The 15,036-nt window shown below is 58.5% G+C and carries 12 protein-coding genes; 1 reads left to right on the forward strand and 11 read right to left on the reverse strand.

The features are described from left to right. Nucleotides 1-121: 121 nt before the first annotated feature. The 3 genes from ACWAT4_RS42355 to ACWAT4_RS42365 all read right to left on the reverse strand — a co-directional run bounded on the left by ACWAT4_RS42355 (nt 122) and on the right by ACWAT4_RS42365 (nt 5,390). Complete coding sequence (locus tag ACWAT4_RS42355; RefSeq protein WP_128930011.1) at nt 122-3,220, reverse strand: efflux RND transporter permease subunit; 3,099 nt, start codon at nt 3,218-3,220, stop codon at nt 122-124. Continuing rightward, nucleotides 3,217-4,152 (reverse strand): efflux RND transporter periplasmic adaptor subunit, encoded by a 936-nt coding sequence (locus tag ACWAT4_RS42360; protein ID WP_128930010.1) that lies wholly within the window; start codon nt 4,150-4,152, stop codon nt 3,217-3,219. The genes ACWAT4_RS42355 and ACWAT4_RS42360 overlap by 4 nt, the downstream gene beginning before the upstream one ends. A gap of 137 nt (nt 4,153-4,289) precedes the next feature. Then, nucleotides 4,290-5,390: an efflux RND transporter periplasmic adaptor subunit gene (locus ACWAT4_RS42365; RefSeq protein WP_164935433.1), complete on the reverse strand. Its 1,101-nt coding sequence runs from the start codon at nt 5,388-5,390 to the stop codon at nt 4,290-4,292. A 170-nt stretch (nt 5,391-5,560) separates the two neighbouring features. Between ACWAT4_RS42365 and ACWAT4_RS42370 the strand changes: the two genes are divergently transcribed. Continuing rightward, nucleotides 5,561-6,208: a TetR/AcrR family transcriptional regulator gene (locus tag ACWAT4_RS42370; protein WP_164938227.1), complete on the forward strand. Its 648-nt coding sequence runs from the start codon at nt 5,561-5,563 to the stop codon at nt 6,206-6,208. 388 nt (nt 6,209-6,596) lie between these two features. Here ACWAT4_RS42370 and ACWAT4_RS42375 read toward each other — a convergent pair whose 3' ends face one another. The 8 genes from ACWAT4_RS42375 to ACWAT4_RS42410 all read right to left on the reverse strand — a co-directional run bounded on the left by ACWAT4_RS42375 (nt 6,597) and on the right by ACWAT4_RS42410 (nt 15,035). Next, nucleotides 6,597-8,669, reverse strand: coding sequence for a methyl-accepting chemotaxis protein (locus ACWAT4_RS42375; RefSeq protein WP_128930007.1), 2,073 nt, complete (start codon nt 8,667-8,669; stop codon nt 6,597-6,599). A gap of 201 nt (nt 8,670-8,870) precedes the next feature. Next, nucleotides 8,871-9,866 carry a quinone oxidoreductase family protein gene (locus ACWAT4_RS42380; protein ID WP_128930006.1) on the reverse strand — a complete coding sequence of 332 codons (996 nt, stop codon included), beginning with the start codon at nt 9,864-9,866 and terminating at the stop codon, nt 8,871-8,873. Between the two features lie 124 nt (nt 9,867-9,990). Next, nucleotides 9,991-10,839, reverse strand: a complete 849-nt coding sequence (locus ACWAT4_RS42385) for a fumarylacetoacetate hydrolase family protein (protein WP_128955136.1) — start codon at nt 10,837-10,839, stop codon at nt 9,991-9,993. A gap of 40 nt (nt 10,840-10,879) precedes the next feature. Next, the gene (locus ACWAT4_RS42390) at nt 10,880-12,151 is read right to left on the reverse strand and encodes an MFS transporter (protein WP_128930004.1); all 1,272 of its coding nucleotides are present in this window, start codon (nt 12,149-12,151) and stop codon (nt 10,880-10,882) included. Between the two features lie 25 nt (nt 12,152-12,176). Further along, nucleotides 12,177-12,614, reverse strand: coding sequence for a nuclear transport factor 2 family protein (locus tag ACWAT4_RS42395; RefSeq protein ID WP_128930003.1), 438 nt, complete (start codon nt 12,612-12,614; stop codon nt 12,177-12,179). Nucleotides 12,615-12,620: 6 nt separating this feature from the next. Then, entirely contained in the window at nt 12,621-13,253 is a 633-nt protein-coding gene (locus ACWAT4_RS42400; RefSeq protein WP_128930002.1) for a VOC family protein, read from the reverse strand. A 311-nt stretch (nt 13,254-13,564) separates the two neighbouring features. Continuing rightward, nucleotides 13,565-14,890: a carotenoid oxygenase family protein gene (locus ACWAT4_RS42405; protein WP_206733113.1), complete on the reverse strand. Its 1,326-nt coding sequence runs from the start codon at nt 14,888-14,890 to the stop codon at nt 13,565-13,567. Between the two features lie 13 nt (nt 14,891-14,903). Continuing rightward, nucleotides 14,904-15,035 (reverse strand): hypothetical protein, encoded by a 132-nt coding sequence (locus tag ACWAT4_RS42410; RefSeq protein WP_276575769.1) that lies wholly within the window; start codon nt 15,033-15,035, stop codon nt 14,904-14,906. Nucleotide 15,036: the final 1 nt, after the last annotated feature.

Here is a 15,036-nt window from a genome sequence, read left to right on the forward strand (position 1 = left end):
AGCTCTACGGTCGGATCCGGTGCAGGGAAAGGCATCACGAACTCCCGGTACAAACCGGCGCGGAGCGTGGCGGTTACCAAGCAGGACGCCAAAGGCCTTGTGGCATCGCGCTCGGGCTTCCCTATGGTGAGCTGGCCCTGGCGAGCCTGCTGGGCTCCTCCTGGCGCGAAGAAGAGTCCTTTAGTGGGGCTTCTACACGGAACCAGGCGATGTAAAGCGCCGGCAAGAAAAAGAGAGTCAGGAAGGTCGCAGCCATGATGCCACCGATCATCGATAGCGCCATAGGACCCCAGAAGACCTGCGGCGCGATCGGAAGCATGCCGAGGCTTGCTGCGGCGGCCGTCAGCAGGATTGGCCGCATGCGATGCTGTGTTGCCAGCACGACTGCCGACCATTGATCGTGACCCTCGTCAAGCATTTCGTCGATCTGCGCCATCAAGATAATCGAATTGCGAATGATGATCCCGATAAGGGCTAACGTACCGAGAATCGCGACAAAACCCATCGGTTTTCCGGATACGAGGAGAGCGAACACAACGCCGATCAAGCCGAGGGGAGCCACGCTTACGACAAGGAACAGCTTCGCAAAGCTTTGCAGCTGGACCATAATGAAGAACGCCATCGCAAGCAGCATCACAGGCACGACCGCAACGATTGGACCCTGACCCTTTGAGCTCTCCTCGACGGCGCCTCCGGTTGCGATCTTCATCGACGCCGGCAGGTTCGCGGCGAAGGTCTCGATAGCCGGCGCAAGCTGTTGGACGACAGTTGCCGGTTGCGTGCCATCGTGGATGGTGCCTCGAATCGTGATTGTTGGGACACGGTCGCGTCGCCAAATAATGGGCTGCTCCAGGTCATAGCGAAGTGTTGCGAACGAGAGCAACGGGACCACCTGTCCATTGCCAGTCGGGATCTGCAACGACTGCAGCGTTTCGATTCGGCTGCGTTCGTCGTTTGCGGCGCGCCCAACGATGTTGACCTGATAAATGCTATCGCGCATCTGTGTAATGGACGTCCCGCCGACAAGGCCGTTCAGTATCGAGGCAACATCGACGGAGTCGAGCCCGAGCTGCCTCGCCTTGTCTTGCGCTATTTCGACTTGAACGACCTTGCCTGGCTCGTTCCAATCAAATGTCGGAGGGTCAAGATGCGGGTTGTCGCTCATGATTTTGGCGATCTCCAGTGCCTTGGCGCGCAATTGCTGGATGTCCGGCCCGCTGAGGCGGTATTGCAGCGGACGTCCAACCGGAGGTCCAAGGTCGAGCGGGTGGATGAAGACGTCGATCCCGATGAATTGATCGGCCGCGGTCTTTCGCAATCTGCTTTCGATCCGATTGCGAGCTTCAAGTGACTTGGCTACGACGACCACCTGGCCGAAATAGTTAAAGGCCATCTGCTGGTCGAGTGGCAGATAGAAGCGGATCGCACCTTGCCCAACATAAGAGCTCCAGCTTTCGACGTCAGGATCGGAGGCCAGCCCTTTTTCGAACTGGTCGATCTGCTTCTTGGTCTCAAGGATCGTGCTGCCCTGCGGAAGCGTCAAGTCGACGAGCAGCTCGGACCGGTCTGACGACGGGAAGAACTGCTGCTGCACAAATCCCATACCGACGATTGCCACCGCGAGCAGACCGAGGCTTCCGCCGATTGTGACCCAGCGGAAGCGCATCGCGGCCTCCAGTAGAACGACAAAGTAGCGGGATAGCCGGCCGACACCGATATGGTCGTGATGTTTCATGGTTTTTGGAAGGACCATGACGCCGATCAGTGGAGCGAACAGAACGGCTACCACCCAGCTGGTTAGTAGCGATGCTGCGATTACGAGGAACAGAGTGTAGGTGTATTCGCCAGCCGATGAGCCGTTGAACCCAATCGGGATAAAGCCTGCGACAGTTACCAGGGTTCCGGTTAGCATCGGAAATGCGGTCGAGGTGTAAGCAAAGGTCACTGCGTTATAGAGATTGTCCCCGCGCTCAAGGCGGTGCACCATCATCTCGACTGTTATCATTGCATCATCGACGAGCAGTCCAAGCGCGATGATCAGCGCACCTAGGGAAATGCGCTGCAGCGTTACTCCAAAATACTGCATGATGACGAACACGACCGCCAGCACGAGCGGAATTGAGAACGAGACCACCAGCCCTGCCCTCACTCCAAGACTGATCAGGCTTACCACCAACACGATGGCTATGGCCTCAACGAGCGCTTCGGTGAAGCCGCCGACTGCCTGCTCAACTATCTTCGGCTGATCGGAAACCAGGTGGAGTTCGACGCCTACCGGAAGCGTGGCCAAGATGTCGCGCATCTTTGCTCTCAGCGCCTCACCAAATTGAAGCACATTGCTAGAGGCCATCATCGCGATGCCGAGCCCGATCGCAGGCTTTCCATCGACACGAAATAGCGGATCGGGTGGATCGCGATATCCACGGGTGATGGTCGCGACGTCGCTAAGCGGAAGGAAGCGGTTGTCGATGCGCAGGTTGGTGCTTCGAAGGGCCTCTTCCGAAGCGAATTGACCGCTTACGCGCAGCGAAACTTGTTCTGGGCCCGCTTGTACGACGCCTGACGGCTGCACTGTGTTTTGATTTTGCAGTGTCTTGATGAGCGACTGCATATTAAGACCGAGTGCCGCCAGCTTGCGCGTGGAGATGTCGAGATAGATGACCTCATCTTGTGCTCCGATCACCGTGATCTTGCCGATGCTTGGCACGGTGAGAAGTTCCGAGCGCACCCGCTCGACATAGTCGCGCAATTGCCGTGGGCTGAGTCCGTCGGACGTAAACGCGTAGATGTTGCCGAAGACATCGCCAAATTCGTCGTTGAAGGAGGCTGCGCCTACGCCTGAAGGCAGGGTGTACTGGATGTCCTGAACATGTTTGCGGACCTCATAGAATAGCCACGGCACGTCCTTTGGCTTGGTGGTGTCCTTCAGATTGACCAAAATCGTGGTCTGACCGGGCGTCGTGTAGCTCTTGACGTAGTCGACCGCGCCGATCTGTTTCACCTCCTTTTCAATCCGGTCGGTCACTTGATTGAGCATGTCGTCAACCGTCGCGCCGGGCCATTGTTGCTGGATCACCATAGTCTTGATGGTGAACGGAGGATCTTCCTCGCGACCGAGGCTGCGGTAGGCGAGCAGGCCCGCTATCGCGGACGCTATCATCAGGAACCAAACGAACGAGCGATGCTTTAGGGCCCATTCAGATAGATTGAAGGAGGTCACGACTGATTCTCTTGCAAAAGTTTGACGAGTTGTCCTTCGGAGAGGGAATGCACGCCGGCAGTGATGACGCGATCGCCAATCGACAAGCCGGATGTAACTGCCACGCGGTCTCCCCTGTGGGCGCCGAGCATCACAGGACGTGCTAGAGCCCTCTTGTTTGCTCCCACGATCCAGACGGCGTCCTGACCTTCGATTTTCAAAAGAGCACTAACCGGAATCTCCATTTGGCCCTCCTGTGCAGCCGCGAGGCGGATCGTGGTTCCCAGCCGAAACGCTTCAGGTGGATCTTCGATGGTGAACCGAATGCGCCGAGTTCTGGTCGAGGAGTCCGACTGCGGCGCGATCTCACGGACGACCGCCTTGGCTGCGATGCTATCCTGGACGAGGAGCGATGCCCGAGAGGATGAACCTTCGATGAATTGGCCAATTCGGTCGTCCGGTATGTCGAACACACCGTCGCGAAAAGTTGGGCGAGCGATGGTGACAACCGTCTGGCCTACCGAGACGACCTGGCCGATTTCCGTGGACCAGGAGACGACGACACCGTCATAGCTGCTGTTTAGGGTCGTGTAGCCGAGTTGTTCGGTCGCCTTCTGCAGACTCGCCTCAGCTTGCGTGGCGCGTGATTGGGCGCTCTGCTGGGCTGCTGTTGCCGCATCGAGGTCCGCCTGTGTCCCGCTGCCCGTGCTGAACAGTTTGTGCTTTCGTTCCAGAGTGGCCTCGGCATTGGCAAGGACCGCTCGAGCGTTGGCCAGATCGGCCTGGCTTGAGACGATCGCGAGCTGCGCGACGGTCGAATCAAGGGACCCGAGTCTTTGCCCCTTGGCAACGAGATCTCCCACATTGACGTCGCGCGAGCTCATTCGCCCCATTGTTTGAAAGCCAAGCTCGGCCTGGTACCGAGGCTGCACCGTTCCGGTGAAGGTGTCGATCCTCTACGAGGCCGGTTGCACAACCATGGTGAGCACGGGACGAATGACGGGCGATTCGAGGCTCTTCTCCTCGCACCCGGAAAGCGCCGCGGCGCAGGCGAAAAGTAGCAGCCGCAAGACCGTGGGTGCGGGCGACGTCATGGCTCGGCTCCGTAGGCGACCGCGACAACCTTCCCTGGATACAGCAGTTGTACGCTGGAAGTTACGACACGCTCGCCTTCTTCCAATCCGGCGGCCAACGCGACCGCTCCAGTGAGATATTCCTGCACGACGACCCCGCGAAGCCGGGCCTTGTTCTCGCTATCCAATATCCAGACTGCGGGCTTACCGTTGGCTGCAAACAGCGCGCTCGATGGAATGACAAAGGCAGGCGATAACTCCCAACGGGCTCTACCGACGACGGCCGAACCGAGTGTCAAATCGGCCGGCGCTCGTTCGACCGCGACCTTGAGCGTAACGGTGCCGGTGGCCTGATCCAAAATCGGCGAGATCTCGCGCACAGAGCCGGCAACAGTTACATTCGGCATCGATTGCGAGGTGATGTCGACAGTCCTGTCGTTTGGCGGATTGGTGACAAGAATCTCGGGAACTTGGAATACCGCATCCCGCGGGCCATCCTCGGCAAGGGCGAAAGCCGTCTGTCCGGCCTGCACAACCTGGCCGACTTCGATACTACGTGAGACAATGATGCCGTCCCGTCCTGCCTTCAATTCCGTGTAGGTTAGCCGCTCGCGTGCCGTATTCAGGGCAGCTTGTGCGCTGTTGACCTGCGCCTCATCTGTTCGAAGCGTGGCTAACGCCTGATCGAATCGCTCACGTGTGGTAGAGCCACTGCTAAGCAGAGACTGTTGTCGCTCGAAATTTCGTTGGGCTTCCAGCAACTGCGCATTCGCAGCATTCAGCGCTGCTTCAGCACTGGTAACATCGGTCTGCTGCTCGGTCCGTTCAAGATGCGCGAGAGTTTGACCTGCTTTGACATACTGCCCAACCTCGACGTCGCGACGGACAACTCGTCCACTGGTCTGAAATGCAATGTTCGAAAGGATGCGAGCCTGGATCGTCCCAGTGAGGGGAAGGTCTGGCGTGATGTGTTGCCGGCGGGCGGTGGCGACGGTCACGCGCAACAGCGCCGAAGACTTGTCACCCGCTCGCGCCATCGAGTTCGGGAACGCTGTAAGCACGGTCGCGACGAGCGCGAGCGACGTGCGGAATTGCGCCCTGTTGGCCAGCCGCGGCATTAGGTCCCCTTCTTCGCTGGGCATTTGCAACATGCTGATTTAACTCAAAGTTTCAAGTTGTCTGAGCGCCCCGCCAAAGAACTCCAAGGCGTAATATTCAACAGGCGTTGAATATTTAGTTGCATCGTTCTAAACGTCAAGAGGTCGGAATGGTCGATGGAGGAGGAGGGATGTCTCGAAAAGCCGTGAGAACGCGCGGTCGACCACGGAAGGGCTCAGAACTAGAGGCCGACAACCTTCTCGATGCAGCGCTCGACGCATTTGCCGAGCACGGTTTCGAAAAGGCAAACCTCCGCTCAATCGCTGCTGCCGCGAAAGTTGATGTCGCCCTGATCTCTTACCACTACGGATCAAAACTCGAACTATGGAAGGCCGTAATCGAGTCGTTTTCGGGGGAGGCGATGGCTCTGCTCGCATCCGTGCGATCGGATGGGGCAGAAGTGTCTTCGAGGGAGCGCCTAGAGCTTACGATTGAACAATTGATCAATGTGGGCCAGCGTAAGCCGCAATTTGCGCGATTTGTCATCAACGAGGTTGCCGGGATCGACCAGAGCGAGCGATTTGAGTTCTTTCACAATGCCCTAACTAAGCCACTCCGAGAAACCTTGGTACCCTTGATCGCAGCAGTCAATCGGAGTGGCAACAGCCGGAAAGTCGATCCGAACTTGCGATTCTTTGCCGCCCTCGGCGCGATGTCGATGTCCATGGCTAACCGGCAATTCATCGCGCGATTTGCGCCGGTTGCTAAAGACGACAAGCAATTCCGCAAGGAGCTGATCGCCGTCATTAGCGCAGTGATGTGTCCCGAAAACGCCTAGCAGGCTGCTGAATTAGTAGCCGATCGACGGGCGAAAAAGAGAATGTCGTCGCCGCCTGAGTTTACCAAAAGGAAGTAGGAGGCTGCCCAGCCACGTCGTGATCGCAACGTTTCCACGACACGGCTCACAGCTGCACCGCCAGCAAAGTTTGTGAGGCGGCGGTCGTGACTAGTGTGGGTGCTGACCTGTCACTCAATTGTTATCCAGCGGACGATCAGAGTCTGCGGGGTTTCCGCAACGAACTCGAGGCAAACATATTGAGTGCTATCCCGACATGACTATCGACGGTGTGTCCAGGTGACCTTGTGGTGAGTGCCCGTTCAAGACGAGCAATGAGACGTTCAGCCCGGAGAGTTCCGGCGAGGACAGGTGATCCGTGTTAGGCCCGTTAGGCTGCGCGGATCGCTTCCAGGAATGTGGCGACCTCGGTCTCTAGCCGGTTGCTTTCGCCGGACAGTGACTTCGCGGCGGCGAGCACGTTGAATGACGCCGTTTCGGTCTCGCTGGCGCCCCTCTGTACATCAACGATGCTGGCCGAAACCTGTCGGGTACCATGCGCCGCCTGCTGCACGTTGCGGGAGATTTCGCGCGTTGCCGCGCCCTGCTCCTCAACCGCCGCCGCGATCGTGGAGGCGATTTCTGACATGCGGCCGATGGTGTCTCCGATCGACTTGATCGCGCCGACCGAGTCCTGGGTTGCGCTCTGAATGCCTGTTATCTGCTGACCGATTTCGTCGGTTGCTTTGGCCGTCTGCTCGGCCAGAGCCTTGACCTCCGACGCCACCACCGCGAACCCGCGGCCGGCCTCCCCGGCGCGTGCCGCTTCTATAGTGGCGTTGAGGGCCAATAGGTTGGTTTGGCTTGCGATCTGGCTAATGAGTTCGACTACGTCGCCGATCCGACGGGCCGCCTTGGCGAGTTCGGCGACATGCTCGTTGGTCCGTCCCGCCTGCAGCACCGCTTCGCCAGCAATGCGGGCTGAATCTTGCACTTGGCGACCAATCTCGTCGACGGACGACGACATCTCCTCGGCGGCCGCCGCCACGGTCTGCACGTTGGTCGAAGCTTGTTCGGAGGAGCCAGCCACGGCAGCCGTGATCTGTTTGGATTGCTCGGCCGTGCTAGTCAGCATACCGGCCGACGCTTCCAACGCCGCGGAGGCGGACGAAACGGTCCTGATCACATCGCCGATCATGGCCTCGAATTCGCGCGCAATCTGGTCCAAGCGTTGGCCGCGTTTGAGTTTGCCCTCGGCTTCGCTGGCGGCCGCGGCGTCGGCAGCCTTTTGGGCGACTAGCTTGTCTTTGAAATGCTGTAGCGAGCCGGCAACTTGGCCGACTTCATCATTCCGGCCGGTCGATGGGATCTCGACGTCATGGTTTCCGGCCGCAAGAGTGCCGATCACCTCCGCAAGCTGGCCTAGCGGCGTCACCACGCGTCGGCGCAGCATTATGGTCACGCCAGCGAGCGTACCGAGCAGGGCCAGCACTGCAACTCCTGCAAGCACCAGCATCCCCAGCGCGCCGTCACGGACCGCCGAGGCGCGCTCGGCAGCTTCGGCCAAGGCGGCATCGCGGACGCCGAAGAACATCTGGATAGCGGGCACAATGACCTTGGCCATGTCGGAGGGACTGAGACTGTATTTGCCGTCGCCTCTGGCCGCCGGCATTTCCTTCTCGACGACCGGAATCGCCTTTCCGAAATAGGCTTCGACGGCCGCTTTCATGGCCGTGGCAAGGCGGGGCGGATTGCCGAGCTGGTCGATCGTGCCCTCGATGCGTTCTCGGTCGGCATCTAAGCGGCCCTGCATACGATCCATCAGCGCAAATTCAGCGGGAGTGAGCGGACGCGAGGCGCTCAAGGCCGGCGACAGTGGCGAGGCGTGGCTGCCGGCGGTCACCCGCAAATCCTGCGCGGTTCGCGCCAGGCTCAGCAGCGTTGCAAGTGAAGAATCGGCGCTGACCACCTGCCCCTCCAGCCGATTCAGGATCGGCTCGATCGCGCCGATCATCTCGGCAACAGTGGGAAGGAGTTCTTTGACCACCGCACTATCGCGCGATCCGAGGGATACGCGCACGGCCCGATCGGCCGCCGCATGAACATCCTTGAAACGGCGCCCGGTACGGTCCAGGCTTTGGATCATCGGTTCGCCACCATCAAGGGCCAGCAAACTGTTGCGGGCCAGGTCGAAGGCCGCATCGGCGGCGCTCGACGCCTTGCCCATCGCTTCGATCTGGGTCGGCGTGGCGGGCGTTTCCTGAAAGATCGTGATGTAGGGTGTACGAAGGCCCGCCAGGTGTTGACTGACCATCAGCACCGCGCCGAAAGCCTCGACCATTTTGATGGATTCGGAGCGACTAACGAAGATGCGCGTCTGCGGAAGCAGAACCTCGGCGCCGAGAATAACCGCAAACGTGGTCACCGTCAGCATCGACAGCGCAAAGAGCTTTCCGATTCGCATGCGTACCCCACATTTCGCATAAGTTTCCGAGAACCTATCGCGCTCTCGCTAATTCATCATTAAGTCCGGGACGCATCTTGGTGGCGGTATGCCTATGTATAGAATTGTCGTGTCGTCGATTGCGCCGCATCTCCTTGCCATCGACAGGAAATGGAAGGCGGCGAATCACGGCGTCTCGGGTGTGCGGTGATGCATCCCTCGCTACGGCTTTAACACCAGCTTGCCCATAACTTCCCGGCCATCAAGCATTCGATGCGCTTGCACAGCCTCCCTAAGCGGCAATCGCACCGTCACGGACGGATTGATGGCTCTTGCTTCCACGAGTTTGAAGACCTCTGACGCAATCCGTACGCGCTCTTGAGGAAATGGATCGTAGACGTGAACGCTATAAGCACGCACTGAGATGCTGCGGTCCATGTTCTTGCGCAAGTCCGCGAATAGGTCGGACGATGGAAGTCCCGACAGCGCATTGAACGTGACGATCTGTCCCAAGGGAGCAACGAGCTTGATGTTGTCGCGGAAATCCGGACCGACCAATTGGTCGAACATCAAGTCGACGCCCGTACCTTTGGTGATATCCAAGATCCGGGCACCAACCGCTTCAGAGCTGCTGTCGATCGCATAGCTTGCACCCCGCTCCAAGGCGAACGCTGCCTTGTTCGGGGCCCGGCAGACAGCTATCAGCTGTATCCCAGCAGCGCGGCAAAGATCGATCATGGCGCAGCCGACGCCGCCAGTAGCTCCGTTGATGGAGGCGACCTTTACCCGGCGCAGATCTGCAGCGTCATTCAACATGCCCCATGCGACCTGATAGTCGGGAATTGCGACCGCGCCCTCAATGTCTATGCCTTCAGGCAGCTTCGTGATCTCGTGGACATCGCAGGCGACATATTCGGCGTAACATCGGCGAGAAAACTTCCATGCGAGAACGGGCTGGCCCGGGGAGAAGCCTTCAACACCATCTCCCACCCGCTCAACATAGCCGGTTACACTGATCCCCGGCACCTCCGGATACTCCACGGGCCACGGGTAGCGTCCAGTCCTGACCAGCGCATCGTATTTCCCGACCCCGATGGTGTCGGTCCGAATGAGGACTTGCCCAGCCGCCGGTGTGGGAATTGGCAGATCGATGTATTTGAGGACCTCGGGTCCTCCCGGCTTTTCGACTTGAACAGCTTTCATCATGGCTGCGGGCATGAACACCTCCGTGCGCTGAATTGGTAAGGTCGTATTGGCGCGCTTAACCGCGGGCCGTTGTTGAAAGCAGATTGTTGGGTCCGCCTATCGGGAAGGTTTTAAGCGGCCGCTTTCGGGCGAGCTTTCACGTCGGTTCGTCGATCACCGCGTTTTCCAAAATTCCGACGCCTGAGATCTCCACCTCGACCCGGTCGCCAGCGCGCAGCCAACGCGGCGGAACGCGACGCGACCCAACTCCTGCTGGAGTACCGGTCGCGATGATATCGCCTGGCAGGAGCCTGAGAACACTGGACAGATAGCTTATAAGCCGCGGTAACCCATAGATCAGCTGGCTCGTCGATGCCTGTTGAACCACCTCGCCGTTTAAGCGCGTGGAAAGCGCGAGGCGGTCCGGATGCGGGACGTCAGTCGCCGCCACGATCCAGGGTCCTATGGATCCGCTCGAATCGAAATTCTTGCCCGTCATGCCAGTGGCAGAGTGTTTTTGGTAATCTCGGACACTGCCCTCGTTTAGACAGGTGTACCCGCCGACGTAGTCGAGCGCCCTTCCCTCCTCCACTCTGTGGCACGTCCGGCCGATGATGAGAGCAAGCTCCCCCTCGTAATCGAGGCGCTCAGACACTTTAGGCCGAAGCAGCAGCTGGCGATTCCCAACGAAGCTCTCGTGCGTTCGCTGGAAAAAAGTCGGGTAAGCAGGCGCCTCGTTTCCGGTCTCGTCTACGTGAGCTTTATAGTTGAAGCCAACGCAGAACACCCTGGCCCTAGCAGACAGGGGAGGAAGAAACTCAACGTCACCAATCTTCAGGTCAGGCTCGCGTGTCATAAGCTTTTCTGCGCGAGCCCAGCCTTCCGCAGCCACTACTTCATCGATATCAGATAGGCCTTTATCAAACGGCGACAGGGAGATGATGCCGTCGCCCTTCACAAGGCCGATGCTGACCGAGCCATTCCGAGCAAATCGAGCTACTTTCATTGAGATACCTTCTTTTTTTGAGGCGCTGATGAAGGCTGACTCAGCCGCTCTTTTCGCCGTTTTGGCTTAACGAGGCGGATGGGATCAAAGCAAAGATGACTGACGCCGCCAGCATCAGGGCGCTACTGGCGATGAGCGCGATGTCGTAGTTTCCCCGCAAGGCTTGAACCGCGGAAAACATCAGCGGGCCAATGGCTACGCCAATGGCGAACACGACGATAAACAGCCCGATCTTTTGCCCCAGCTGGGCAACGCCGAATTGCCGTGCGACAGTGTATGGGATGAGATCCGACTCTGCTCCCGCTCCAAGCGCAAGAAGAGCTGCGGCCAAATAAACCATAGAAGTCTGCCGTGTCGAGACCAACAGCAGTCCGGCAGCCACAGGACCGAGGCAACCAACGACCGCTACCAACCGTGGAGACCATCGATCAAGCATGGACCCGAGCAAGAAGCGGGCTACCAGCATCGTCATGCCGTATGTCGCCATCACAGCCGCCGCATCGACGGGCCGAAAGCCGCGATCGATCAACAACGGTGTCATGTGGACAATCATACCTTGAATGGCGAGCGTCATCAGTAGGAATGCCAACGCAAGCATCCAAAAAATTGGAGCAGACAAAAGCTCACCGAAGACAAGCTTGGAGGATTGCGCGGAAGCGGCGGACTTCTGAAAGCGCTCCTTGCCGGGAATGAGCCAGATGACGGCTACTGCGCCAAGGATTGCGACCCCAGCGCCGATCGCTGCGTAGCTGTTGCGCCAGCCGTATTCTGCAATGGAAAAGGTGGCGATCGCGGGCATTAACATGATGCCGGCGGCCGAGGCTGCATTAATGATGCCGAGCGCAAACCCACGAAAGGTCGAAAAAGTCCGAGTGACTATGTAGGTGAAAGCCGTGATCCCTTGCCCCGCGCCAAGGAGTCCGAGCAGGCCCATAAAGATTGCAAAACTTAAGGGATCACGTGGAAGTTGACCGAGTGCAATCAGGCCGAGCGCAAACAAAGCGAAAGAAAAGCCTGCAAAGACGCGCGGCCCATATCGGTCGACCAGCCACCCGACGATTGGCTGCGAGAAGCCGGAGCAGAGAGCAGCTGGCGCAAGAGCGGCAGCCACGCTGGCCCTCGACCAGCCCGTATCGTTGACAATTGGCAGCAGGAATGTTCCGAAAGTATAGATTACGATCGGCCCGAAATTGGTCAACATGCCAATTCCGGAACCGAGCACGACCTTTGTTGCCTCTATTCCACGTAGCTGAACCTGCGGCGACAGGTCGCCAACGGCCGGCAGCGCAGGCGTATTAACGCTCGTCATCATCTTCCTCCCCTTTTCAGCTCATGTTTTATTTTTTCTTGAGTTCGGTCACCGTTTTCTTTCTTGCGATCAACCAGCGCCCGTCGCTCCGATGCAGCTCGTCTTCGTAACGGCCAAATCCTGCTACGCCATCAAATGGCAGAGGAAACTGTTGAGGAGTGGTCTCACTGCGCTGGCTGAGCAGAGTTACGTACGCGTGAATAAGAATGCGATCTTCGTTCAGCCATTCCGATCTGATGTTGGAGATCAGGTGTCGGACGACCAGGTTGCGATCGCGGCGATTGATAAGATCAACAAGCATGCCCTTGCCGCGTACAAGGCCATCGCCGCGGTGCCAGACACCATCTTCTGTGAAGAGCCCTGCAGCGGCCTCGGCATTGCCATAGTCAAAATGCTCCATGAAGCTCAAGACCGTCGCTTGAGCCTCGAGGATATCCGCCGCTCGTTCTAGCCTATCCCGCTGCATGGGCCCTCAGATCTTAAGCAGCTGGTCTAATGGCTCGCCGGCGCGGAAGCGCGCCAAGAAATCCTTCGGGTCGACATCAATGCCAGAGGGATTGTTCTTGAAAGCGTCAGAGTCGATGAAGGCCTTGAGTTTCTCGGCGTCGTCAAAATTGTTGCAGCAAAGCTCAACGACGTTCTGGTCTGGATCTGAGAAATAATAGCTTGTCACTGGACCGTGGTTGGAAGCGCGGTGGGCTTGCAGACCAGCGCCGAGCAACAATTCCACGCGATCCAGCAGCGCCGCCAGATTTGCGTGACGAAATTGAAAGTGATTCAAGCCGGGATCGCGGCTGGGCGAGTCGGATAGCTCTGGCAGCTCGAATAGCGCCAGGACCTGCCCATGAACCGGCGAGCGGTCCAAGAACATGAAACAGGATCGCACGTCGCTAGCTCGGGTCTGTTTGGGCGAGCCGGCGAAACGGCGCCGGTTTTCCGGGGCACCGCCAGGATTTGTGATGCTCCAGCTCAATCCCAGCACAGATGAGTACCAGTCGCGCATCAGCTCGTACTGTGCAGTTTGCAGAACGATCTCCGAAACGCGCGGCGAAGGCAGCGCGGAGGTTGCCTTGTGCAGGTCGGCGGGTAGCGATTGGACGCTCATGGGGACAGATTCCTCATATGACACTTTTGACTTATAGTTCTAGGTTATCAGGGCTCGACGATATGTCAACTATTACATATGGCGCCATGCAGCATTTGTCTGGAGTTGAGCGCGGGCGCTTGTTCGTGAATGATCAAACGCCCGTCATGCTGAAGCGGCAACATGCAAGGCCGTCCAAGATCGCCGTCCCTGGCGCGACGGTCGCCTCACGAGCGAAATCAGCCACAGGCAGGTCACCACAAGAGATGTTACATCCTCTTGTGGTTGCCTGTGGCTGAGGTCAGCTGGTTGCTGTCCGTAGTGGAGCCGTGTCAGTTTGGTGCAGTGAGCTCGCTTGAAGGCACCGAGTTGCCGTGCAAGCCGTTGCGTAGCCGCAGCGGTAAGTGAGCGACTGCGACCGGGCCATCTGCAAAATGTTGAGTGTCCAAGATGACGAGGCCGCTCCGCCTTTCGTCGAGCCTGTTGACGAGCGCAATGACGTAGCCGTCTCCCTCCGGCGCATTAGGGGATCGGGGAGCAAACACCGGTTCTTGGACAGACGAGGTGGGACCGGGTAGCCAGCGCTCGCTCTTTCCGGTCGCTATATCCAGGTGAGCGAGGCCGTTGAGGAAAGCGTTGACCGAGGGCGGGCCACAGCGATCCGCGTCATACGGAGCGAAGGGGTCGATAAGGGCGAGAAAGGCATGACGATAGGGCCGCGTGGCGTAACGCTCGTCCACATGGGGGAACTCGCCCATCGTTTGGGTAAAGATCTCGGCCTGAGGAACGGGGCTGTTGCTAGATAGATCAAATGTCCATCTCGTCATGGCTTGACGCAGGGACCGGGGATCAGGCACGTGCCCACTATATTCTGGGAAGAACCAGAACACGTTGTCATTGACGACGGGCAGGTCGAGATAGACTTTGTGTCCTTCGTCCCATGCATTGATGGTGTGGCCCTGGAAGCCGTTCGTCGGCACTGTAAACCAACGAATATCTTTTCCGCTGCCGCGGCGGGGCAGAACCCCATAGATTTGGTCCACATTCGGCTGCCAGGCAAAGGCCGGTTCGCCCTGCTTCAGGCGTTCGATGTCCGACGTCAGCGAGCTCACGGGAAAGACGACATAGTTTTCCGTCACGGCGAAGTCGTGTATCATCGCTGCCCGCGGCGCATTAAACCAAGCTTCATGCACCACGTGTCCGCCGCGATCGATGACGTAATAGGCGATATCGGTGGTCGTCACACCCTTGGCGGCATAACCAAAGCCAATCAGCTCGCCATTGGTCGGATCGATCTTGGGGTGAGCCGTAAATGTCTGACTGGTCATCTTTCCGTCAAAACGGTAGTTACCGATCGTTTCAAGCGTATCTGGCCGCATCGCGACCGGCGGTCCGTCCTCCTTCAGCGCGAGCAACAGCCCATGGTGAACGACGACGTTGGTATTGGCCGTGCTTCGGATAGTACCGGCAACCGATGGATCGTCAGTGAACGGATTGCGGTAGGCGCCGTAGAGGGCGCGGCGCGCCGCCCGCTCCGCAACGAACTTGTCGGTCAGGACATATTTCGACGTAAAGTCGACATGACCATCCTTGAAACGGAAGGCGCCAACCATGCCATCGCCGTTAAAAAAGATGTCACGGCCAAGCTCGGCGGCCATTGTGGTTCGGGAGCTACACGAAAAAGGTGCCGTCGAGATCGGTTGGAATGCGTCCTTCAACGTCAAGATCGAACACGTGTGCCTCTACACGGCCAGGAGCGTCGAAGCCATGATAAATCGGATCGTCAGGGAAACGCTTCGTCATT

The sequence above is a fragment of the Bradyrhizobium sp. T-1 genome (genome assembly GCF_053592855.1).